Below are 22635 nucleotides of genomic sequence, written 5' to 3' on the forward strand. Positions count from 1 at the left end.
ATGGTGTCATTTTGATTTTGGCTGGTGTAGCTTTCAACATCGGTGAAAACCTCGTCATCAAGAATTTCTCCATATTCATTGGCCTTATCACCAAAATAGTCACCATAAAGGTTGCTTTCTTGTTCTTCGAGTTGAACGGCTTGTGCGGATTTTTTCTCCACATGGACCACTCTATTGCCACTGGAGTAGATGCCATCATCATAATATGAGGCCTGCTGATACGATCCACATGAAGCTGCAAGGAAAGCAGCCACAGGGAGTATGGCAAATGCCTTAAATTTTGGAAGGGGTGTAGACTTTATCATTGTGCAATTTTTATTGTTGAACATACTAAAAATAATTAGTTTTACCGAATTATTCTTGCTAATAAAATCACAAGTTTTGTGCCAAACTACAATAGATGGGTAAAAATTTAACAAGTCGAGCTGAGGATTATTCCAAATGGTATAATGAACTTGTCGTAAAATCGGATTTAGCTGAAAATTCAGGAGTTAGGGGTTGTATGGTGATAAAACCTTATGGATACGCCATATGGGAAAAAATGCAGGCCCAGCTGGATAAAATGTTCAAGGAAACAGGTCATGAGAATGCTTACTTTCCCCTGTTCATTCCAAAATCGTATTTGAGCAAAGAAGCAAGCCACGTAGAAGGTTTTGCCAAGGAATGTGCCGTTGTGACACACTATCGCCTAAAGAATGCAGAGGATGGCAGTGGCATTGTGGTGGATGAGGATGCCAAACTCGAAGAGGAGCTTATCGTTCGTCCCACCTCCGAGACCATCATTTGGGATACCTATAGAAAATGGGTGCAATCCTATAGAGATTTACCGTTGTTGATCAATCAATGGGCCAATGTGGTACGGTGGGAAATGCGTACACGCCTTTTTTTGCGTACCACCGAATTTTTATGGCAAGAAGGCCATACGGCCCATGCCACTAGGCAAGAGGCCGTGGAAGAGGCCGAATTGATCATGAATTTATATGCGGAGTTTGTTGAAACCTACATGGCCGTGCCTGTGATCAAGGGGACCAAAACCGCGAGTGAGCGTTTTGCCGGGGCCGAGGAGACCTATTGCATTGAAGCATTGATGCAGGATGGAAAAGCGCTCCAAGCAGGCACATCACACTTTTTGGGACAAAATTTTGCCAAGGCCTTTGATGTAAAGTTTGCCACCAAAGAAGGACAACAGGAATACGTTTGGGCGACATCCTGGGGGGTTTCCACCCGATTGATGGGTGCTTTGGTCATGACGCACAGTGATGATAATGGATTGGTGCTTCCACCAAAGTTGGCACCCATTCAGGTGGTGATCGTACCTATTTATAAGGGGCTGGACCAACTGGATGCCATTTCGGAAAAAGTGGAACCTTTGGTGAAGGAGCTACGGGCCAAGGGCATTTCAGTGAAATATGACAAAAGGGATACCCACAAACCTGGGTTCAAATTCAATGAATATGAGTTAAAAGGGGTGCCAGTACGTTTGGCGGTTGGTCAACGGGACCTTGAAAATGGGACCTACGAGGTTGCCCGGCGGGATACCCTGCAAAAAGAGTCGGTGAAGGCCGAGGATGTTGTGGCCAAAGTGGAATCGCTGATGACGGAAATCCAAGAGAATATCTTCCAAAAAGCACTGGACTACAGAAAAGCGCATATCACCTCTGTGGATTCCTACGAGGAATTCAAGCAGGTCATTGAAGAAAAAGGCGGATTTGTTTCAGCGCATTGGGATGGTACTGCCGAAACCGAGGATAAAATCAAGGAGGAGACCAAGGCCACTATCCGTTGTATTCCTTTGGATGCAAAACAAGAGGAGGGAAAATGTATGGTGACCGGAAAACCATCCACCCAAAGAGTGTTGTTTGCAAAGGCCTATTAAACAGGGGACAAAAAATAATAATTACTGTTGCAAGACTTAAAAATAGTTGTATTTTTGCATCCGCAATTATGCAACCTTATGGCCCGTTCGTCTAGGGGTTAGGACGCCAGGTTTTCATCCTGGTAACAGGGGTTCGATTCCCCTACGGGCTACAAAGTTTATTGAAATTGGAAAAACGAGGTTAAGTGGCCGGGTTTTTTCATTAAAAAGGCCCGTTCGTCTAGGGGTTAGGACGCCAGGTTTTCATCCTGGTAACAGGGGTTCGATTCCCCTACGGGCTACTAAAAAAGGAATTAGAAAGTATAAATCAAGATAATGGCAAACCATAAGTCAGCATTAAAGAGAATCAGAAGAAACGAAGCGGTACGTTTGCGTAACAGATACCAACACAAAACCGTACGTAATGCCATCAAAAAATTACGCACCGAAGAGGACAAGAAAGCTGCCGAAGCCTTATTGCCCACTGTAGTTGGTATGATTGATAAATTGGCCAAGAAGAACATTATTCACAGTAATAAAGCGGCCAACTTAAAGAGCAAGTTGATGACCAAGGTTGCAGCGCTGTAATCCTTGCGATATTATAATACACAGAACGCCTCCAATTAGGGGGCGTTTTTTTTGTATTCTACTGAAATTCTTTTCTTCTATGAATCAATACCCCCACTAAAAAGGTTCCGTACAAAACAAAGATGAGCCCAATGAGCCAATCATGTAGATGAAGTTTGTTGTACCAAGGTTGTGCCCAATAAAGTACCAACAGGGTTGAAGGAAAGTAAGCATAAAAGAGGACCAGTCCCACGCTTGTCCAAAACATGAGGTTATACTTCATTGAATGGATATTGTGCCATTGAAATTTTTCCTTGAAATAAAGCACAACGGCCATCAAAAGAAATATTGAGGAAATCAACTCTGCAACATATAAATGGGAGTAATTGGGATTTTGAAAGAACAAACTTATCAGAAAACTCGCCATGCTAATGAATGCCCCATACAGTACCCACTTTTTATATGTTTTGTCATTTGAAATTTTCCAATAAATATAAAAGAAGTAGATATAGGTGACCACCGAATAAATATTGTAGATGATCACGTTGTACCAATGATACCGATCATCGGAAACCAATTGAAAGCTATCCGTGTACTTTACCAAATACCCCAACAATTCCGTTAGGAGGGTGTACATAAGATATATGGGGTAATATTTTAAAACCGTATCATAGTATGTGCGGTACCGCATAACCGCAACCAGCCACACAATAAAGTAAAAGGGGAGGATTATAAAATCCGTATTTAAAGTTTTTAAGAATTCCTCAATCATTTACGTCTTGGCATATTGGGCAAAGAAATGAGTTTTGTGTTGAAAATATAAAAAAAGCCCCAATGTTTGGGGCCTTTATTTTTTCAACGGATTGGAATCTATCGAAATGCTTGTCTTTTTCCCACCAAAAGACCTATGATGAAACAGCCGTACATTATTCCAATTAGGCTGAGCAATGTGCGCCTAAAATAGAACTGTAAATCAATACTGACATTCCCAAAAATCAAAACCAGGGGAAAAACAAAATAAAAGGCAAACAGGCCCATACTGACCCAAAACAATAAGTTGTGTTTTTGGGGGTATAAACTTTCTTCGGATTTTTTTTCTAGAAAATAGAGGATAAGGATAAAAATAAGTATCACGGAACCAACTATATGGGCATGACTTAATCTGTTGTGCAATGGATTATATATGATGGAATCTATTACATAGGCCAAAATACAAAGATAACTGCCATACTTCACCCAAGTTTTATGTGATGCTTTTTTAAGCGTTCTTTGGTAAACACGGTAGAAAAAGAGAAAGAAAATCAATTGGTAGATGTTGTAGATAATCACATTGTGCCATGCATATCGGTCATCGGAAAAAAATAAAAATTGATCGTTGTACTTGATAAAATACCCCAAAACCTCCGTAAAAAAAGTATAAATAATAAGCATGGGAAAGTACTTAAGAGGTGTGTCAAAAAACCTCTTGTACTGAATTACTGAAATGACCCAGGTGGTTAAATAAAGAAGTATGGGAAACTGACTGCTAATCAGTCTAACAAGATTTTCGGAAGTCATCTTTTTTAAAAATCTCCGTCAGGTGGTGGCCCTGAATTACTATGGTTTAGGTTGAGACTTTTGCCACCTTGTAACATTGTCGATGAGGCAAAATTAGGGGCAAAACTTGCATAAGACCTATTTCCATCTTTGGCAGTGCTGCCTACGGCAGTTTGTCCAACAGCGTTTTTAATGAGTCTGGCCTTGCCGTCCTCACCAATATAGAAGCCGTACTCCCCATCATCAGTTTTCATGGTTGGTACAATGAAGATGGAATTTTGTCTGGGATGGACTACTTTTTTACCATCAGGAAAATTGGTTTTATCCGGATAATTGGCAAAATAGAATCGCAATGAGGAAATATCCACTTGGGCAGTTTTGGCTTCTTGCTCAATATAGTCCATATATTGCTTAATATCGGCATAGCTGAACGAACTAAACCGGGCCGCTTCAAATTTTTCGGGACTCCGCTCGGCTTCATATTGCTGAATGATGTCCAAACGGTTCTTGGTGTAATTCTCGTACAAGGACTTTGATTCCTCTAAAGAGATGATACCTTCAGGTGGATCAACTCGTTCTTGTGTTTCAGCGACTTTGGGTTCAGTAGGTTCTTCTTTTTTCGGACCTTGTTTGCATGCACTTAGCATAAGAAAAAAACCACCTAGCAAGACGGTGGCAACTTTTTTGGTGTTTTTCATTTTTAAAGTGTTATAAAGTTCAGTATTGGGGAACATTGATTTAAAGATAGGTTTTTTCTTTAAAACTAATCAAGAAAAAACCCTTTGAGGTTTCTCAAAGGGTTTTTAAATATCTATATATCAATTATTTACCTTAATTGTTCATTGTAAGCAAAAACTCTTCGTTGTTTTTGGTCTGCTTAATGCGCTGCTCCATAAATTCCATGGCTTCCACAGGATTCATGTCCGCCAAATACTTGCGCATGATCCACATACGTTGTATCGTATTTTCGTCCAACAAAAGATCGTCTCTTCGGGTAGAAGAAGAAATAAGGTCGATGGCAGGGAAGATTCTTCGGTTGGAAATTCGTCTATCCAACTGAAGCTCCATGTTACCTGTACCCTTAAATTCCTCAAAGATCACCTCGTCCATTTTGGAGCCTGTCTCGGTCAGTGCCGTAGCGATGATGGAAAGAGACCCTCCATTTTCAATATTACGGGCCGCACCAAAGAATCGTTTGGGCTTGTGCAGTGCATTGGCATCCACACCACCACTCAATACCTTGCCAGAAGCAGGTTGAACGGTGTTGTAGGCACGGGCCAATCGGGTGATGGAATCCAAAAGGATCACCACATCATGGCCACATTCCACCAAACGCTTGGCTTTTTCCAAAACAATATTGGCCACCCGAACGTGTTCTGTAGCCTCTTTGTCAAAGGTTGAAGCAACCACCTCACCACGCACATTACGTTGCATATCGGTAACCTCCTCAGGGCGCTCATCGATCAAAAGGATGATTTGGTACACCTCTGGGTGATTGGCCGCTATGGCATTGGCAATATCCTTCAACAACATGGTCTTACCCGTTTTGGGCTGGGACACAATCATACCACGCTGTCCCTTACCAATGGGCGAGAACAAATCCATGATCCGTGTGGAAATGGTGCTTTGTCGTTCCGCCAGTTTAAATTTTTCCTTTGGAAATAAGGGAGTCAGGTGTTCAAAAGATACCCGATCCCGAACCACTTGCGGATCCAGACCGTTGATTTTGTTGACTTTGATCAGCGGGAAATATTTTTCACCCTCTTTTGGAGGTCTGATGTTCCCCAATACGGTGTCCCCGGTCTTCAGTCCAAACAATCTGATCTGCGATTGCGAAACATAAATGTCATCGGGAGAAGAAAGGTAGTTGTAATCCGAGGAGCGCAAGAATCCATAACCGTCCTGCATAATGTCCAGTACGCCCTCGCTTTCAATAATGCTGTCAAACTCAAACTCAGGTTCTTTGTACCTGTTCTTTAAGTCCTTGTCAAAATTGCTGTTCTTTTTGTCGTGGCCACCACCTTTTTGGTGCTGGCTGTTCCTCCTGGTATTGCTTTGACTTTTTGGAGGATTGTTGCTCTGCTTGCTTTCCCTTTTTTGAGGTTGCCCCTTAGGTTCCTCTTTTTTGGTATCGGTGTCGCTTTTGGCAGCAGCCGGTTTTTCTGTGGTCTCGGCCACTTTTTCCTTTGGCTCGTTTTTTTGTGGCCTTGGGGCCCTAGCGCGTTTTGGCTTGGGGGTAGGGGCGCCGTTGTTCTGGGGCGCTGCGGTTTCGGCCACAGCCTTTGGGTTGGAAGCCTGGACGTCCAATATTTGGTAAACCAGGTCCAGCTTTTTCAGTGATTTGAATTTGGGAACATTAAGCCCCTTGGCAATTTCTTGCAACTCAGGAAGCTTTTTAGCTTTTAGATCTGAAATCTCGAACATTAAGTAATGAATAAGTTAAACTGTGTATTATCTGAAAATATTGAAGTAAAAGTTATTTGAGGGCTACTGGAGGAAAGATTTCCTAGGTAAGTGCTTCGCTAATAACGACACAAGTATACAAATTATTTTTCAAGAATAACGCCCAATTTCTCAAAAAGACGCCTATTTTTGCATTTTGAAATCAAATTATACAATGATTCAACGAATTCAGACGTTTTTTTTACTGGTTGTTGCACTTAGTACAGGTGTACTTCCCTTTTTTCTGAATTTATGGATTGAGGTCGACGGCACAAAAGTCTATGCCGAAAATGAGCTTTGGATCAGTATTGCATTTTATGTCTCGGCAGTTTTGGCAGTGATTTCAATTTTTATGTACAAGAAAAGACAAAATCAATTTGTGGTAAACAGATTGAATATGATATTGAATCTTTTTTTACTAGGATTTTTCGTTTATCGATCGCTAAGCTTATCCGGAGAAGCTGTGGTTTCTGAGAAGGGTATTGGGATGCTGATTCCTGTATTTTCTATCGTTTTTCTGGTCCTGGCCAACAGGGCTATCAAAAAGGATGAAGATCTTGTAAAATCTGTTGATCGCTTACGTTGAACCTAACATCTTAGTAGTATTAGTGCGAAAAAACCCTGGCTTTGGCCGGGGTTTTTATGTTTTATTCACCGTTTTCCCAGTTCCACAACCTCTAAATCCGAAATTTTGTCCCCATCAATTACAAACCGGAGCATGGTGCGCATCTGGTGGAACCCATATTTTCCGCAAGCACCGGGATTCATGTGGAGCAGCCCCAATTTTTTGTCGTTCATCACTTTTAGAATATGCGAATGGCCACAAATGAAAAGTTTTGGCGGATTCCGCTTGATTTCTTCCCGTATCCGCACATCATATCTGTTGGGGTAGCCACCAATGTGGGTAATCCAAACATCCACACCTTCGCACATAAACCTGTTATGTTCCGGGAACTCCTTTTGAATAACATGATCATCGATGTTGCCATACACTCCACGCACCGGCTTCAACGCCTTTAGTTGATCCGTCACCGAAAGGCTTCCAATGTCACCGGCATGCCAAATCTCATCGGCCTGTGCGGCGTATTTCAAAATGGTGGTATCCATATGGCCATGGGTGTCCGAAAGCAATAGAATTTTGGTCATAACGCTAAAAATATGCTAAAAAATAGTGGTTGGATTCCTATTGGAAGGGATTGAATTATCTTTAACGACTTAAAAGTAAGGCATTCCATTGAGATATTTTATCCAATTTTCCTATTTCGGAAAAGCATACCACGGATGGCAGAACCAACCCAACGCCATAACGGTGCAGGAAATGTTGGAAAAAGCCCTGTCCACCCTATTGCGCCAAAAAGTGGAGGTCGTTGGCGCAGGCAGGACCGATACCGGGGTGCATGCCAAGGAGATGTTTGCCCATTTTAATTTTGACTTGATCGATGACCTGGAAGAATTGGTCTATCGCCTTAATGCCCTTTTGCCTGAGGATATTGCTGTGCAACAGATATACAACATGATCCCCGAGGCCCATGCCCGTTTTGATGCCTTGGAACGGACCTACGAATATTGGGTGGTTCAGGAAAAGAATCCTTTTTATACAGATGCTGCCCATTTGGTAAAATATCCTTTGGATATCGAGGTGATGAACCGAGCAGCTTCACAACTTTTGGAGCATACGGATTTTGAATGTTTTTCCAAATCCAATACGGATGTGAAAACCTATCTATGTGATGTGCGGCAAGCAATTTGGGAAGAAAAGGAAGATAAGTTGGTGTTCACGATTACGGCAGACCGCTTTCTTCGGAATATGGTGCGGGCCGTAGTGGGAACTTTGTTGGATGTGGGCATGGGCAAGATGGTTCCTGACGAAATCCATACCATCATCGCAAGTAAAGACAGAAGTAAGGCCGGGGTGTCTGTCCCCGCAAAAGGGTTATATTTGACCAAGGTTTTGTATCCAAAAGAAATATTTGATGAACAAAAGTGACGAAATAGGCAAAGCGTTTGATTTTAGACTGTTCAAACGGGTTTTTGCGCATACCAAACCCTACCAGATCATTTTTTGGGTCGTGGCCATTACGGCCATACTATCGGCTGCCTTTGCCGTAGGAATTCCCATTTTGGTCAAGGATATCATCAATGGGGCTTTGGATAGTAAAAACTCCCAGCAATTGTTCACCGCAATTATGTTCATGTTGGCGCTGCTTATTGGACAGGTGACCATGCAATTGGGCTTTAATTACTACGCCAACCTTTTGGGGGAATCCGTGATCAAGGATATCCGCGTTCGGCTCTTTCAAAAGATGATGGGTTTTAAGATGACCTATTTTGATAATTCCTCCATCGGCGTGCTCGTCACAAGGGCGGTGGCCGATATGCAGCGCATTGGGGAAATTTTCAGTCAAGGGTTTTTTATGATTGTGGCCGATGTGCTGAAGATGATTTCCGCTGCCATCATCATGACCATTATCAACTGGAAGCTTGCATTGATTGTTTTCGCCATCCTGCCAGTGATCTTGGTGGCAACCCGATTATTTCAACAAGCCATGAAAGTGGCCTTTATTGAGGTGCGGGCCCAAGTGTCCAATCTCAATTCCTTTGTGCAGGAGCGATTGGCCGGGATGAAAATCGTACAGCTTTTCAACCGTGAGGAGGTTGAGAAGGAAAAATTTAGGGTCATCAATGAAAAACATCAAAATGCTTGGCTGAAAACTGTTTGGTACAACTCCATATTTTTTCCCATTGCTGAAATTTCCAATTCCATTGGTATTGGATTGGTGGTCTATTTTGGGGTGATACAAAACATAGAGAACATTGGTTTGGACAATAAAGGAGCCATCGTGGCCTTTTTCTTTTTGATGGATCTTTTGTTCCGCCCCCTGCGACAGATTGCCGATAAATTCAACACCCTGCAAATGGGAATGGTGGCGGCCAACCGGGTATTCAAGATTTTGGATACCAGCAGCCATATTGCCGATGAGGGAAGTGTTGTGAAAGCGGATGTCAAAGGAGACATCGAGTTCAAGGATGTGCGATTTGGTTACATAAAGGACGAAGAAGTACTGCATGGCATTTCCTTTAAGGTGAATGCGGGAGAGACCGTGGCGATTGTGGGCGCCACCGGTGCCGGGAAATCCACTATCATCAACCTGCTCAACCGTTTTTACGAGATCAATTCCGGACAAATAGTGATTGATGGGGTCAGCATTCATGACTATACCTTGCAATCCCTCCGCTCGCACATTGCCATTGTATTGCAGGATGTTTTTCTTTTTGCCGATACCATCGCCAATAATATTTCACTTCGTGATGAAAACATCACCGTATCCGAAATAGAAGCAGCGGCCAAACAGATCGGGGTGCACGAATTCATTTCCAGCCTTCCGGGCGGCTATCAATATAATGTAAAGGAAAGGGGAACCATGCTGTCCAGTGGCCAGCGGCAATTGATCGCCTTTTTGCGCGCATACGTGAGCAACCCCAGTATTTTGATTTTGGATGAGGCCACATCGTCCGTGGATACCTATTCAGAACAGTTGATCCAACAAGCCACGGATAAGATTACAGAGGGAAGGACATCGATCATTATTGCACACCGTTTGGCCACCATTAAAAAAGCCAGTAAAATCATTGTAATGGATGAAGGGCAGATCGTTGAAATTGGCACCCACAAGGAACTCTTAAAAAAAGGTGGGTATTACAACGATTTGTACAAGGCACAATTCCTGGAGGAGGAAGTAGCTTGATTCCTATGTTTGAAAATCTTCGAGGGATAGTCGTCCCGTGGCTATGGAAACTACAATAATGAGCAATCCAATGACCATCATAAGAATGGCAAAGAAGATAAGATAGATGAATCCGCGGAGAAACGCGCTCCAAAAACCAATTTGATACATTTTCTTGAAGACATAAAACTGGTAGAACACAGAAAGGAGCAAATAAACCCAGGTAAAAAGGTCATATCTTATGTCAAGCAAACCAAATAAGGGCAAGCAAACAAATACCTGAACAAAAGAAACCTGCCCGGTGATATAGGCATTGGCAACCACATGTTCTGTAAAATTCAATTTCTGCTTGTCGAAAAAAAGAAACCAAGTCATCAAGGCATACATGGGGACCAACAGATAGGTGATGAGCGCCTGATAATCGAACACAAAATCCATATTTGGGGTCTCTCGGCTATTGGTAATGGCTCCATTCATGAGGTCAACATGATATACATTTTGAAGCACAAAAAACATAACTCCCACCAAGGTTATGGCAATGGCAAAATAGCTAATGGGATTCATGTATTTTTTTCGCGTTCCCAAAATATAACCGTTGATGACCACCTCTGGTTGCGTAAAGAGATGCCTAAAAGTTTTAAGTAAGGTATTGTCCAGATTAAAGACCTGAAAACTTATATCTTCCCAGACATTTTTTATGGTGAGCCTATTGCGAATTACCTTGCTGCCACAGACAGGACAATAACTAAAATCTGTCCTAAGGCTGGTATGGCAATTCTTGCAATGCATTACTCCAAATCTTTCTTGATGAATTGAATAAGCTCTTCCGAGGTTTTAAAAGGCACAAACTCTCCATTTTTAATATAGGAAATGGAACCGGTCTCTTCACTGACCACAAGGCAAATAGCATCGGTTTTTTCGGTGATGCCCACAGCGGCGCGGTGCCGTAGGCCAAATCGGAGCGGAATGTTCCTGTCGTTGGAAACAGGCAAAATCACCCGTGTTGCGGTAATGAAATTGTCTTGGACCACTGCAGCGCCATCATGTAGGGGACTGTTCTTAAAAAAGATACTTTCCAAAATGGGTTGTGTTACCTGAATGTTCATGGCATCCCCGGTGGATTTTATAAAATCAAGGGAATTATTGCGTTCAATCACAATTATGGCTCCAGTTTTGGTGCTTCCCATCCGTTCGCAGGCTGCAACAATGGCCTCTACATCCGTATCGGTGGGAACGGCTTCCTGCTTCAAGAATTTAAAATGACGGAGGAAGTTCCGTTTGGAGGCAAAATTGGTGGAGCCGATCATCAGCAGAAATTTTCGTATTTCTTGTTGAAACACAATGATCAAAGCAATAAGTCCAATGTTCATGAACCCGCCCACCATGTTGCTGATCATGTTCATTTGCAGGAGTTCCGTGAGTTTCCAGAGGGCCCAAACAATGACAATGCCTATAAAAATGTTGATGGCCACCGTGCCCTTGACCAATTTGTAGATATAATAGAGCAGCGCGGCCACGAGCACAATGTCTATGATGTCTGTAATTTTAAACTCGAGAAAATTCAAAAATTCCAACCGCGGTGTTTTTGTAAAATTAGCAAAAATAGCAGAACCAAAAATCAGAGGGCATTTGCCTTCAATGCTTCCACAAGTTTAACACATTCCACAGCTTCTTTCACATCGTGGACCCGTAAAATGTTTGCCCCTTTTAAAAGCGCAACGGTATGCAGGGCCGTGGTTCCGTTCAAGGCTTCTTTTGGACTGGAATTCAAGACCTTGTAGATCATGGATTTTCGGCTTAACCCGATAAGAAGTGGAACTCCAAAAGTTTTAAACAGGTCCAAATGGTTCAAAAGGGTATAGTTCTGCGCAGTGGTCTTGGCAAAACCAAAGCCGGGGTCAATGATAATGTCGTTTATTTTTTTTGAAGTGGCCTCCTGCATTTTCTTCGAAAAATAGAACCGAAGGTCTTTGATGAGGTCATCATAAACAGCCTCTTTTTGCATGGATTGAGGAGTGCCCTTCAAGTGCATCATAATGTAAGGAACCTGATAGTTGGCCACTGTGGCGAACATTTCAGTATCCAAATTTCCAGCAGAAATATCATTGATGATGGCCGCACCCCGCTCCAAACTTTCAGCGGCGACCTTGCTCCGAAACGTATCCACGGAAATTAGGGTGTCGGGAAAGTTTTTAAGAATCAATTCAATTATGGGCAGCATCCGTTTGAGCTCCTCATCCGCATCAACGTGCTCCGCACCGGGCCGGGAACTGTAGGCACCCATGTCGATAAATGTGGCGCCATCCTCTAGCATCATTTCAATCTGTTTCAGGATTGCGGCTTCGTCCTTGTATTTCCCACCATCATAAAAAGAATCCGGGGTAAGGTTCAGGATGCCCATTACCTTGGGCACCGATAGATCTACAAGTTCACCTTTGCAGTTTATGGTCATAAAGAATATCTGCTTCGTTTACGTTTCATTATCTTTGGCGAAGTGCTTTAGGGCACTTTCATTTGGACGAAATTTACGCAAATTAGCAACAATACATGCAGCAGACCTCCCAACAATATGAAGCGGTGATCCAAACCTGCCGGGAATTGTTTTTAAAAAAGGCGCAAGACTATGGTACCGCATGGCGCATTTTGCGACTTCCTTCCCTTACCGATCAGATCTTTATCAAGGCCCAACGCATTCGTAGCCTACAACAAAATGAGGTGCGAAAAGTGGATGAAGGGGAGCAATCGGAGTTTATTGGGATCATCAATTACTCCATTATGGCACTTATCCAAATAAAAAAGGGTGTTGTGGAACAACCAGATTTAACGGCGGAAGAGGCCGTTGCCCTGTATGATGGGGAAGTGGCCATCACAAAAAAATTGATGGAGGACAAAAACCACGATTATGGCGAGGCATGGCGCGATATGCGGGTAAGTTCCTTGACCGACCTTATCCTTCAAAAGGTGCTTCGGGTAAAACAAATTGAGGATAATCAAGGTACTACTTTGGTAAGCGAGGGCGTGGATGCCAATTATCGGGATATGGTCAATTATGCAGTGTTTGCACTGATTCATTTAAGCGAAAAAGAATGAAATATTTAGTTTGGATTTCAAGAATCGTAGTTGGGGTGTTGTTCATTATCAGTGGACTCATCAAATTGAACGACCCCGTTGGGTTTTCATTCAAATTGGAGGAATATTTTAGTCCCGGCGTGCTGGATTTACCTTTTTTAGACCCTATGGCTTTGGGTATTTCCATTTTTGTGGTCATTGTTGAGGTGATTTTGGGCGTCCTGCTATTGATCGGCTTTAAACCCAAGTTTACGGTGTGGAGCCTTTTGGCGATGATTGTTTTCTTTACCTTCCTGACCTTTTATTCAGCCTATTTCAATAAAGTAACTGATTGTGGTTGTTTTGGCGATGCCATCAAATTGACGCCCTGGGAATCCTTCACCAAGGATGTGGTTCTATTGGTGTTGATTCTGATCTTGTTTTTCGGGCAGAAGTACATAACACCGCTTTTCAATACAAAAACCAATTGGATTGTGGGTGGAGTGGCCCTATTGGCCTGTATCGTGTTCGCCAATCATGTGTTAAACCATTTGCCATCCGTAGATTTTAGACCCTATAAAATCGGGGCCAATATTGAAGCGGGAATGACTGTTCCCGAAGGTGCTCCAGAACCCATTTATGAATATGCATGGCGATTCAATGTGAATGGAAAGGAAGAAATTATTGTTACCAATGGGGATTATCCAACTGTGGATGGAGAATTTGTGGATGTGGAGACTACCCAAATTCAAGAAGGATACGAACCGCCCATTCATGATTTTACCATTGAGAAAGATGGCCAGAATTTTGCTTCCGAGCTTTTAAATGAGGAGAAATTGGTCATGGTAATCGCTTACGATTTGGCCAAAAGTAACTATGAAGCATTTTCAGAAGTGGCCCAAGTAACTGCAAAAGCCAAGCAAAAGGGATATAAAGTCATTGGCATGTCGGCCTCGAATGATGAGTTGGCCAATCAAGTGGAGCAGCAATACAATCTGGACTTTGATTTTTATTTCACCGATGAAACCGCACTCAAGACCATCGTTCGGTCCAATCCGGCCATATTGGTCTTGGAGCGGGGAACCATTCAACAAAAAGTGCATTATAACGACATTGACGAACTCTCCTTATAATGTTTGTTGTTTATGTTGATATGGTTTAATTGAATTATGGGTAGGATAGATAGATTTGGGGATGTAGAGCTTTGGAAATGACGGAACATGGTACCAACAAAATTGGGGCATTCATGTACTATCTCCGGAGGACCCAAATAAAAGGACAAAAATTCAACAATGGAATAAAAGAATAATTACACCAAACAGAATAACAGAATAACTCAACAACTTAATAACAGAACACATGAGAACAAAAATAGTGGCAGGAAACTGGAAGATGAACAATAACTTGGAAGAGACTGAGGCTTTATTGGCCGAACTTTCAGCAAAACTGCCCGATACCAAAGCACAAGTAATCGTTGCGCCAACATTCGTGAATTTGGCCGCGGCAAAAAGAAGCCTTCAATCTTCTACCATACAAGTTGCCGCACAGAACATGCACTTTGCGGAAAGCGGTGCCTACACCGGTGAAATCTCAGCGGATATGCTCTTGAACATTGAGGTGGACACCGTGATTTTGGGCCACTCCGAGCGCCGGGCCTATTTTGGTGAAACCGATGAACTATTGGCCAAAAAAGTAAAAACTGCCGTGGAAAAGGGCATGAAGACCATTTTCTGTTTTGGCGAAGAATTGGAGGACCGCAAAGCGGACAATCATTTTGCAGTGGTGGAAAGTCAATTGAAAAATGCCCTGTTCGATTTGGATGCCGATGCTTGGAAGAACATCATTTTGGCCTACGAACCCGTTTGGGCCATTGGTACCGGGGAAACCGCATCGCCAGAGCAAGCCCAAGAAATGCATGCCTTTATCAGAAAGACTATTGCCGAAGCTTATGACGCCTCTGTTGCGGATGAGGTTTCCATTCTGTACGGCGGTAGTGTAAAGCCCGGCAATGCTTCAGAAATTTTTTCAAAACCCGATGTGGATGGTGGGTTGATAGGCGGTGCTTCCCTGAAATCGGATGATTTTGTGGCCATAATCGAGGCTATTTAATGAACACCATGGGGCTGGTGTATCTGGAGTACGATTTCAAAATAAATCCCACCCAACCCGCAACGGATATTCTCATTGCGGAACTGGGCGAAGCCGGATTTGAAAGTTTTGTGGAGAACGATTCGGGTCTGTTGGCCTATATCTTAAAATCGGAATGGAAGGAAGGTATTCTGGACCATCTCTTCATTCTCCAGCATCCCGATTTTGAAATCACTTGGACTAGTAAAGAGATTGAGCAACAAAATTGGAACGCGGAGTGGGAAAAGAATTTCCATCCCATTACAGTAGGGGATAAGTGCATGGTACGGGCACCTTTTCACAAGGCAATGGATGTGGAGTACGACATCGTCATCGAGCCCAAGATGAGTTTTGGTACCGGGCACCATGAGACCACCCACATGATGTTGCAACACATTCTTGAAACCAATTTTGATGGAAAATCCGTCTTGGATATGGGATGCGGAACCGGTGTCTTGGCCATTTTGGCAAAAAAGAGGGGGGCTGGTCCGGTGGATGCCATTGATATAGATGAATGGTGCTATCTGAACACCCAAGAAAATGTGGAGCGAAATGATTGTTCGGATATTCAGGTTTTTCAGGGCGATAGCAATTTGTTGAAAGGAAAAAAATACGACGTCATTCTGGCCAATATCAACCGGAATATTTTGTTGGAAGATATTCCCATTTATGCCCAGTGCCTTAATCCGAAGGGTCAACTTTTTCTAAGTGGCTTTTATTTGGGCGATTTGGATGCAATTTCCTCAAAATGTAAGGCTTATGGTTTGGAATTTGAAAAAAAACTGGAGAAGAACCGCTGGATTTCAGTAAAATATGTAAATTAGAAAGACATTAACTCCGCGATTATGGGCACAAAAGAAAAAGGCTTGGAAGACCTTCTTCTGGAAGAGGAGACGGTTAAGCAAAATGAAATTGTACTTTTTAATGACGATGTGAACACGTTTGACCACGTCATTGAAACATTGATAGACGTGTGCGAACATACTCCCGAACAGGCTGAACAATGCTCCCTAATTGTGCATTACAATGGTAAATGTACCGTAAAAACAGGGGAGTATTCCTATTTAAAGCCAAAATGCTCCAAGTTGTTACAAGCCGGACTAAGTGCTGAGATTGTCTGATTTGAATCCAGATCGGTGCTTACATTCCAGTTGGGCAAAATCCAAACCTTGATGCAATGCACTGTCCAATCCTTTTAGGGCTGTTTATTTCAACGTGACAAATTCTTTACATTGAAAACACAGCAAGCAGAAATTATATATCCTAAATTTGTGTGAACATCCATACCATTAAAAAACCAACATCAAATCTTCTTATTCAGGAATGAGCGAATTCTTTAAGGCCGAATTAAAAGACCGTTTTTTGGAATATGCTCTGGGTCGCAGTGATTATTTTGAAATCCAGACCCTTTATGATGAATTTCTGCGTCCAAATTACAGCTTGCAGTTTGTGGAAAAACTGATCAAGGAAATCCAAGAGTACGATCCGGAACTTTTGGATGTGATGAGCGGGAACGGAATGGACATATTTATGTTGGCCTCAACACCCAGCACCGAGGATTTTTTGGAGGAAGGCGGTTTTATGGACATGTACGTAAAAGAAGAGGAAAAATGGGATGTGTTCTTGGACCAATTGTCCAGTGCCAGAAAGTTGAGCAAGAATGAAAAACAGCTCCTAAAAAAGAGTTCGCCCAGTTTGAAAAAGGAAAAAACCCTGCTCATCATTTTAATTTCTGCCATAGCCATCAGCTTTTTGTTTACCCTGATCAGTATTTTGAACAGTTCGTTTTTAGAACCCGAATATGTACCTGCCGATGAGTTTGAACGCAGAATGGAACAGTTGCATTTACAGTATATAGAAGAGAACCAGCGCTTGCAGGAAGAATTGAAAGAGTCCAAAACGCTGCTGGATTCCTTAATGGGCACCCAACCCTGAATCGGTTTTTGTTTTTACAATATGTGTGGGTTCAAAATTTTTATGGGATCTATAAAATATGACACATATCATTTGCTGTCCATTGGTAGAGTGGGTATTTTTGAAAAGAATACATAGAAAAGTTAAGAACATAGGAAGAACTGTTATGATAAATCTTGAAATGGACAAGCATCCTTAAAAGTCTAGTGCAAGACTTTCAATTGTTCCAAATAAACTGTCAATCTAAATGTCCTCCAACCAGAAAACCGAAAAGAACCTCTTTATTATATTCTATCTCAATGCCATTTACCCGCTTAGCCCAAGCCTTAAGTCTTTTTTGGCCAATAAAATCAAAAACTGTTCTTTCAAAAAAAATGAACTAATAAGTAGGGAAGGAGAAATTTGCAATAAACTATACCTTATAAAAAAAGGTTTGGTACGGGGATATTTTATGAGCGAAGGCAAAGATATTACAACCTGGATAGATTCCGAAAATGAGATTTTTACATCCATAACTGGCTTTTTTAAGCATGAAAATACCCGAGAGTATATCCAAGCTTTAGAGGATTGCCATTGCGATTATTTGGAATATGATGATTACAAATATTGCCTCAATAACTTTCCTGAAATGCGGCAGATATACAGGATAATGTTGGAGCAATACTACGTATTGGCCGAGCATAGGGTGTACTTGGCCCGGATACCCAACGCCAAAAAGCGGTTGGATTTTTTTCTTGAGAACGCAAAACCAGAAATTGTAGAGCGAATTCCCAGAAAACATTTGGCCTCTTTTTTGGCCATGAGACCGGAGACACTTTCCAGGTTGATGAAAGAAAAGTTGTAGGCCAAGAAGCATGCATTATTCACCTTTTGTGTTCTATTAAAATAGAATTTCAGAGGTATGGATATTTTCCAAAATCTAGTTTTCTTCAACATAGAATAAACCCTTTCCCCTTCTTTAGACTACTTTTTCTGACTCAGAATCTACTACATTTTTGTAAGAAAATGACACTAAATTGATATTTGTCAATTTCCCATACGATTTCTTAAAATAAGATTATATAGCCTCCGTTTCTTAGGTGAAGAATAAGAAAAATTGTACAATTTATGAATGTTCGACTGTAAGAAAATAGTCGATTCATTGCACCGAAAAAAGAAACGATTTAAACAGTTCCCACTTATGAGAGAAATCTACTAGACACTACACAGAACAATTTTTCCAGTTTTTACTGATGTCCCTTACATCCTAATGGAATTTGGGACGTCCCTAAAATTGCCACTATTCAGGAGGCCTGGCTTAGCTATGTCCATTCTTTCCTGGATTTGGAATCAAAAATCCAATTAAAATTTAAACGTAAAACCAAAATTATTAACCAATGAGAAATTTTATGTACAGGAAAATTTTACCAATCTTTTTTTTCCTATTCGCTTTTTTAACTACAGGAGCTATGGCCCAGTCAGATGATGTGGTGATTATAGATTCTGAGTATTCACAAAGACAGGAGGTACTTGATAACCTGCCTGTTGGTACCACAGTTATTGAGATTAAGGGAATAAGCAACCCTTGGAAATCCATCCGTGAATATTTGGAGCAAAATCGTTCCAAACAAGTGGTTCATTTGTTTGCAAACACAAATTACAACGCAGTGAAACTAGGGGGCAAAACCTATGATATAAATGCTGTGGACCAAGAGTTTGAATTTTCCATGCTTGAAGGGCTTTATCAAGGGAGCTACCTGCAACTTCTGGTCTACGACTGTAATCTAGGCTCCAATCCAGATGGACTTGCCCTACTGAAGGAAATTAGTGAGATGTCTTACTTCAATATTGCTGTTCCCACAAACTGCAACTCCATTTTTGGGGCAGATTTGAAGTTTGACCATACGACAATGAATCAACCAACCCATAATTCAATATTTCAATAGACCAACCAATCATGAAACAGAATTTTATAAGCATACTATCGCTTTTTGTACTATTTCTACTTTTTGGAACCGCCCAGGCCCAAACGGTTGACATGACCGTGCAACAAGGACCCAATGTCGACGTAATGGTAACCGTTGGGTCGGCCAATCTAGATCTATCCACTTTTGAGGATGATTTGGAACAAGCCATGCACCTTAAAGGAATTCCTTTGGGAAAACTACGAGTGGAGGCTTTTCAGAGAAGCTCCATTTCATCTGACCAAGCTGATGCCAGTGACATTTTCAACAGCTGGAACAAAATGAACTTTAATGGGACAGAGCCGCCCGTTCACAATTCCTATAGTGGAAATTATTTCCAATTTGATTCCGGTACCAACAGAGTTATAGCAGACTTTGTGGGAAGATATACTTCTTATGGATGGGGTTTTGCCATGTACGATCCAACAGGTGACATAGCCGATGGTTCCATTTCGGCAACCTGGGGGTTGAGCGAGGCACCTTATCCACATGGAGAGGTAGGCTTTATTTTTAGAAAAGTAGATAACCAGAACTTTTATGCCTATATCATAGACAACCATTCCGCCTGCGGTAACATTAGTGGATATGGAACCGATGGTGACCCCGCGGAAGCCATCATCAAGGTTCAGAATGGATCCATATCTGTATTGGCACTCAACACCAATAGTGGAAATTCCGGTTCCGCAACCTACGGTTGGAACGGGAATCGCGCTGATATGTTTGCCGCATACTTCAATGGTCAGACCATAGATTTTAAGATTGACATGAACGGGGACAACATTAAGGTTTCTCGAAGAGGGGGCGGTGGAAGTGCCGGCACCGATTGGGTGGAAGCTTTCAATTTTGATGACAGTGCACACTCTCAAGGAAGTTATGGTTTTTATGTGCACGAACAATCTGGTGCCTATTTCAAGGATATCAATATTGAAAAATTGGAATTGCGCGCGTTTAAAGATGTGCTTCGGGAACCCCAATGGAGAAATAGCGCATTGCGTTTCAACGTAAACTTGGATGACCTTGAGGTGGCTGATTTTGACAGCGATGAGGATTTATCCGAAATTTTGATGCGTACCATCAACGAGGATATCCATTACATTGGTTGGGGCACAAATACCAATGAGGCCCAGTTTGAACGTTTTATCACCCAGAACAATAACCAAGGTACTTTTATAAATAGGGATGCCGGAAGTTGGTCCGCTTGGATTGACGATATGGCCCAGTACATTTATGAGCAGTACCAATTTGGTACCGTAAGTGCCGGGGAGTTTTTCATAGCAGGAACTTCGGTTGAAATTGACGTAGACCCCGCACAGCTTAAAAACAATACGGCCAATGCGAGCTATCCTAGCGGTCGTTGGAAGATTGCCCATGATGAGACCTATTTTGAAAACAATACAGGCCGTGTTTCATGGAGCGGTTTGTTTCTGGAAGATGTACCTGAGTATTATGAAAAACCAGGTAAGTACACCTTCACCTTTGAGGAGATGCCTACGGCACCCACTACATTGTATTTCCATCGTAGGCCAGTGGCGAGTTTCACCTATAGTGGTGATACAGGCTTCATCAATAATACATCCTATGATTTGGATGGCGGCACCAATAATGGTATTAACCAATCCGAATGGAAATGGAAAGCCGTGGACGCTGCCTCCACCAATGACTGGAATGATGGACAGTTTGATAAAAACTCAGTTTCCGACGGTCAATATTTGGTAATGTTACGGGTTCAGGACCACCAAGGTATTTGGAGTAGCCCAACCAGTATCTATGTGGAAAAAACGGCTGCTTCCGGTGGTGCCACTGATTTGCCCATTGCCCAGTTCAACATCCAACCTGATTTGATCAATACCTACACAGGTAATATGACCATCGCCATTGAGGACAATTCTGTCGATCCCTATGGTAGAACATTGTCAACCCAGGAATGGATCGTTATCCAGCGGACATATGATGGCAATGGGGATCCAACCGATACCGAGATTTATAATGCTTCAACACCGCTGACTGATTTTTCAGCATATAACAACCTATCAGCTGATTATATCATCAGTCTGCGTACCCAGACTGATACCGGCGTATGGTCAGAACCGTTCTACAGAACGCTTACCATTGTAGATGATAATACCTTGCCCTCAATTACGGCAAACCCGTCCAGTGGAAGCTTGGATACCAATACAGACATTCAATTGGTCTTCCAAGATGAAAATGGAGGTAGTGGGTTTGATGTACAACGTTTTGCAAAGGTACAAAGTGCCACACCCCCTGCCACAGACAATGCAGCATGGACTTCATGGAGCAATAGCCAGTCCAAGACAACGTCATTCAACTCCGGAGGTTCAGGATGGTATCTCCATGCTGAGGTAAAGGACAATGCGGGCAATGTGGGTACGGCCACTTTTGGTCCTTACGATATTACACTTGTGGTAAGCGCCGATGATGACTTGGCCATTTTGGATGAAGATACCACATCGGACCCCATTGATGTGCTGTACAATGATGTTTATGATTCAGTTGTCACTCCCACAGTGACCATCACAGCACAAGGAACCAAAGGTACTGCCGTTGTCAATGGTAGCAACCAAGTGGTGTACACGCCGAATGCCAATGAAAATGGTACCGATACGGTTACCTACGAACTGGACGACCAAGGCCAAAAGGTAACGGCCAACATTACGCTTTCCATTTTGCCCCAAGATGATGAACCCGTTGCCAATATGGATAGCTTCAATTTGGATGAAAACGCAACTTTGAACGAAGATGTTTCCACCAATGATGTGGAAATCGATGGGGATGAGTTAGTGTACCATATCATTGCAAACCCATCCCATGCAGCCTCGTTTACCTTCAATGCAGACGGTACTTTTTCCTATGAGCATAATGGCGATGAATCCGCAACGGATAGCTTTACCTATAATTTTGAGGATGCCGCTTCCTTTTCGGAAACCGTTACGGCCACATTGAACATCACCAATATGAACGATGCCCCGGAAGGAGGGGATATTACCTTGGAGGTGGTTCAGGATTCAGGGTATACCTTTAAAACAGATGATTTCAACTTCTCTGATGCTGATCCAGGTGACACCTTCAATGGCATACAAGTGATTTCACTTCCGATGAAAGGTACTTTGGAATACAATGGCTCTCCCGTCCAGGCAAATGATATGATAGACGATATTACATTGCTTGTCTTCACAACGGCAGATGGGGAATATGGCACATCCTATACCTCTTTCTCCTTCAAGGTAAAGGATGGTGATGATGCCTTAAGTTCGGACACACACACAGCGGACATCAATGCCGCCCAAGATACCGATGGTGACGGTATACCCAATGAAGATGATGAAGACGATGATGGGGATGGTACACCTGACACTGAGGATGATTTCCCATTGGACCCTTCCGAGGATACCGACACCGATGGTGACGGAACGGGCGACAATGCCGATGACGACGATGACAATGACGGCACCCCTGATTC

The 22635-nt window shown here is 42.4% G+C and carries 22 protein-coding genes, 2 tRNA genes and 1 pseudogene; 16 read left to right on the plus strand and 9 right to left on the minus strand.

All coding sequences use genetic code 11. The features are described from left to right. Positions 1-305, minus strand: a pseudogene (locus A7D14_RS08075) (hypothetical protein); the annotation flags it as partial. 95 nt (positions 306-400) lie between these two features. Here A7D14_RS08075 and proS point away from each other — a divergent pair. From proS to rpsT, 4 genes are all read left to right on the plus strand, one after another. Continuing rightward, a complete protein-coding gene (proS, locus tag A7D14_RS08080; RefSeq protein WP_067032567.1) occupies positions 401-1876 on the plus strand; it encodes a proline--tRNA ligase in 1476 nt (491 codons plus the stop codon). An 80-nt stretch (positions 1877-1956) separates the two neighbouring features. Next, positions 1957-2028: transfer RNA gene (locus A7D14_RS08085), tRNA-Glu, on the plus strand. A gap of 57 nt (positions 2029-2085) precedes the next feature. After that, positions 2086-2157 (plus strand) — tRNA-Glu (locus A7D14_RS08090). Positions 2158-2191: 34 nt separating this feature from the next. Further along, positions 2192-2443, plus strand: coding sequence for a 30S ribosomal protein S20 (gene rpsT / locus A7D14_RS08095; RefSeq protein ID WP_067032570.1), 252 nt, complete (start codon positions 2192-2194; stop codon positions 2441-2443). 58 nt (positions 2444-2501) lie between these two features. On the opposite strand, the gene A7D14_RS08100 is transcribed toward rpsT, so the two are convergent. From A7D14_RS08100 to rho, 4 genes are all read right to left on the minus strand, one after another. Further along, entirely contained in the window at positions 2502-3059 is a 558-nt protein-coding gene (locus A7D14_RS08100) for a hypothetical protein (RefSeq protein WP_141673297.1), read from the minus strand. Between the two features lie 233 nt (positions 3060-3292). Next, complete coding sequence (locus A7D14_RS08105) at positions 3293-3853, minus strand: hypothetical protein (protein WP_141673299.1); 561 nt, start codon at positions 3851-3853, stop codon at positions 3293-3295. Between the two features lie 131 nt (positions 3854-3984). Continuing rightward, a complete protein-coding gene (locus A7D14_RS08110) occupies positions 3985-4656 on the minus strand; it encodes a hypothetical protein (protein WP_141673301.1) in 672 nt (223 codons plus the stop codon). Positions 4657-4789: 133 nt separating this feature from the next. After that, complete coding sequence (rho, locus tag A7D14_RS08115) at positions 4790-6382, minus strand: transcription termination factor Rho (protein WP_067032584.1); 1593 nt, start codon at positions 6380-6382, stop codon at positions 4790-4792. Positions 6383-6575: 193 nt separating this feature from the next. Here rho and A7D14_RS08120 point away from each other — a divergent pair, with 193 nt between their 5' ends. Continuing rightward, complete coding sequence (locus A7D14_RS08120; RefSeq protein ID WP_067032586.1) at positions 6576-6986, plus strand: DUF4293 domain-containing protein; 411 nt, start codon at positions 6576-6578, stop codon at positions 6984-6986. Between the two features lie 65 nt (positions 6987-7051). On the opposite strand, the gene A7D14_RS08125 is transcribed toward A7D14_RS08120, so the two are convergent. After that, positions 7052-7546, minus strand: a complete 495-nt coding sequence (locus A7D14_RS08125) for a metallophosphoesterase family protein (RefSeq protein WP_067032588.1) — start codon at positions 7544-7546, stop codon at positions 7052-7054. A gap of 88 nt (positions 7547-7634) precedes the next feature. On the opposite strand from A7D14_RS08125, the gene truA reads away from it, so the two are divergent. Together truA and A7D14_RS08135 are read left to right on the plus strand one after the other, a co-directional pair. Beyond that, a complete protein-coding gene (gene truA, locus A7D14_RS08130; protein WP_067032591.1) occupies positions 7635-8387 on the plus strand; it encodes a tRNA pseudouridine(38-40) synthase TruA in 753 nt (250 codons plus the stop codon). Then, entirely contained in the window at positions 8374-10146 is a 1773-nt protein-coding gene (locus A7D14_RS08135) for an ABC transporter ATP-binding protein (protein ID WP_067032594.1), read from the plus strand. Before truA ends, A7D14_RS08135 begins: the two co-directional genes overlap by 14 nt. Before the next feature lie 3 nt (positions 10147-10149). Here A7D14_RS08135 and A7D14_RS08140 read toward each other — a convergent pair whose 3' ends face one another. Genes A7D14_RS08140 through folP form a run of 3 tightly spaced genes read right to left on the minus strand, consistent with a single transcriptional unit; the run spans position 10150 to position 12577 of the window. Continuing rightward, positions 10150-10914 (minus strand): DUF3667 domain-containing protein, encoded by a 765-nt coding sequence (locus A7D14_RS08140; protein ID WP_067032597.1) that lies wholly within the window; start codon positions 10912-10914, stop codon positions 10150-10152. Further along, positions 10914-11699, minus strand: a complete 786-nt coding sequence (gene cdaA / locus A7D14_RS08145) for a diadenylate cyclase CdaA (protein ID WP_067032600.1) — start codon at positions 11697-11699, stop codon at positions 10914-10916. Before cdaA ends, A7D14_RS08140 begins: the two co-directional genes overlap by 1 nt. A 44-nt stretch (positions 11700-11743) precedes the next feature. Then, a complete protein-coding gene (gene folP / locus A7D14_RS08150; protein ID WP_067032603.1) occupies positions 11744-12577 on the minus strand; it encodes a dihydropteroate synthase in 834 nt (277 codons plus the stop codon). A gap of 95 nt (positions 12578-12672) precedes the next feature. On the opposite strand from folP, the gene A7D14_RS08155 reads away from it, so the two are divergent. The 9 genes from A7D14_RS08155 to A7D14_RS08195 form a co-directional block, all read left to right on the plus strand. Beyond that, positions 12673-13215, plus strand: coding sequence for a DUF1599 domain-containing protein (locus A7D14_RS08155; protein ID WP_067032606.1), 543 nt, complete (start codon positions 12673-12675; stop codon positions 13213-13215). Next, a complete protein-coding gene (locus tag A7D14_RS08160) occupies positions 13212-14306 on the plus strand; it encodes a BT_3928 family protein (RefSeq protein ID WP_067032607.1) in 1095 nt (364 codons plus the stop codon). Before A7D14_RS08155 ends, A7D14_RS08160 begins: the two co-directional genes overlap by 4 nt. Before the next feature lie 226 nt (positions 14307-14532). Further along, the gene (gene tpiA / locus A7D14_RS08165) at positions 14533-15282 is read left to right on the plus strand and encodes a triose-phosphate isomerase (protein ID WP_067032614.1); all 750 of its coding nucleotides are present in this window, start codon (positions 14533-14535) and stop codon (positions 15280-15282) included. A gap of 8 nt (positions 15283-15290) precedes the next feature. Further along, positions 15291-16124 carry a 50S ribosomal protein L11 methyltransferase gene (prmA, locus tag A7D14_RS08170; protein ID WP_067032633.1) on the plus strand — a complete coding sequence of 278 codons (834 nt, stop codon included), beginning with the start codon at positions 15291-15293 and terminating at the stop codon, positions 16122-16124. A 21-nt stretch (positions 16125-16145) separates the two neighbouring features. Continuing rightward, positions 16146-16421, plus strand: a complete 276-nt coding sequence (locus A7D14_RS08175) for an ATP-dependent Clp protease adaptor ClpS (RefSeq protein WP_067032625.1) — start codon at positions 16146-16148, stop codon at positions 16419-16421. Positions 16422-16623: 202 nt separating this feature from the next. Continuing rightward, positions 16624-17235 carry a hypothetical protein gene (locus A7D14_RS08180; protein ID WP_067032627.1) on the plus strand — a complete coding sequence of 204 codons (612 nt, stop codon included), beginning with the start codon at positions 16624-16626 and terminating at the stop codon, positions 17233-17235. Between the two features lie 226 nt (positions 17236-17461). Next, complete coding sequence (locus tag A7D14_RS08185; protein ID WP_067032628.1) at positions 17462-18058, plus strand: Crp/Fnr family transcriptional regulator; 597 nt, start codon at positions 17462-17464, stop codon at positions 18056-18058. A gap of 604 nt (positions 18059-18662) precedes the next feature. Then, the gene (locus tag A7D14_RS08190) at positions 18663-19139 is read left to right on the plus strand and encodes a DUF4347 domain-containing protein (RefSeq protein WP_067032630.1); all 477 of its coding nucleotides are present in this window, start codon (positions 18663-18665) and stop codon (positions 19137-19139) included. Between the two features lie 11 nt (positions 19140-19150). Further along, a partial coding sequence (locus A7D14_RS08195) for an Ig-like domain-containing protein (RefSeq protein WP_141673303.1) occupies positions 19151-22635 on the plus strand: 3485 nt, incomplete at its 3' end.

Source organism: Allomuricauda sp. CP2A (assembly GCF_001683915.1).
GTDB lineage: Bacteria > Bacteroidota > Bacteroidia > Flavobacteriales > Flavobacteriaceae > Flagellimonas.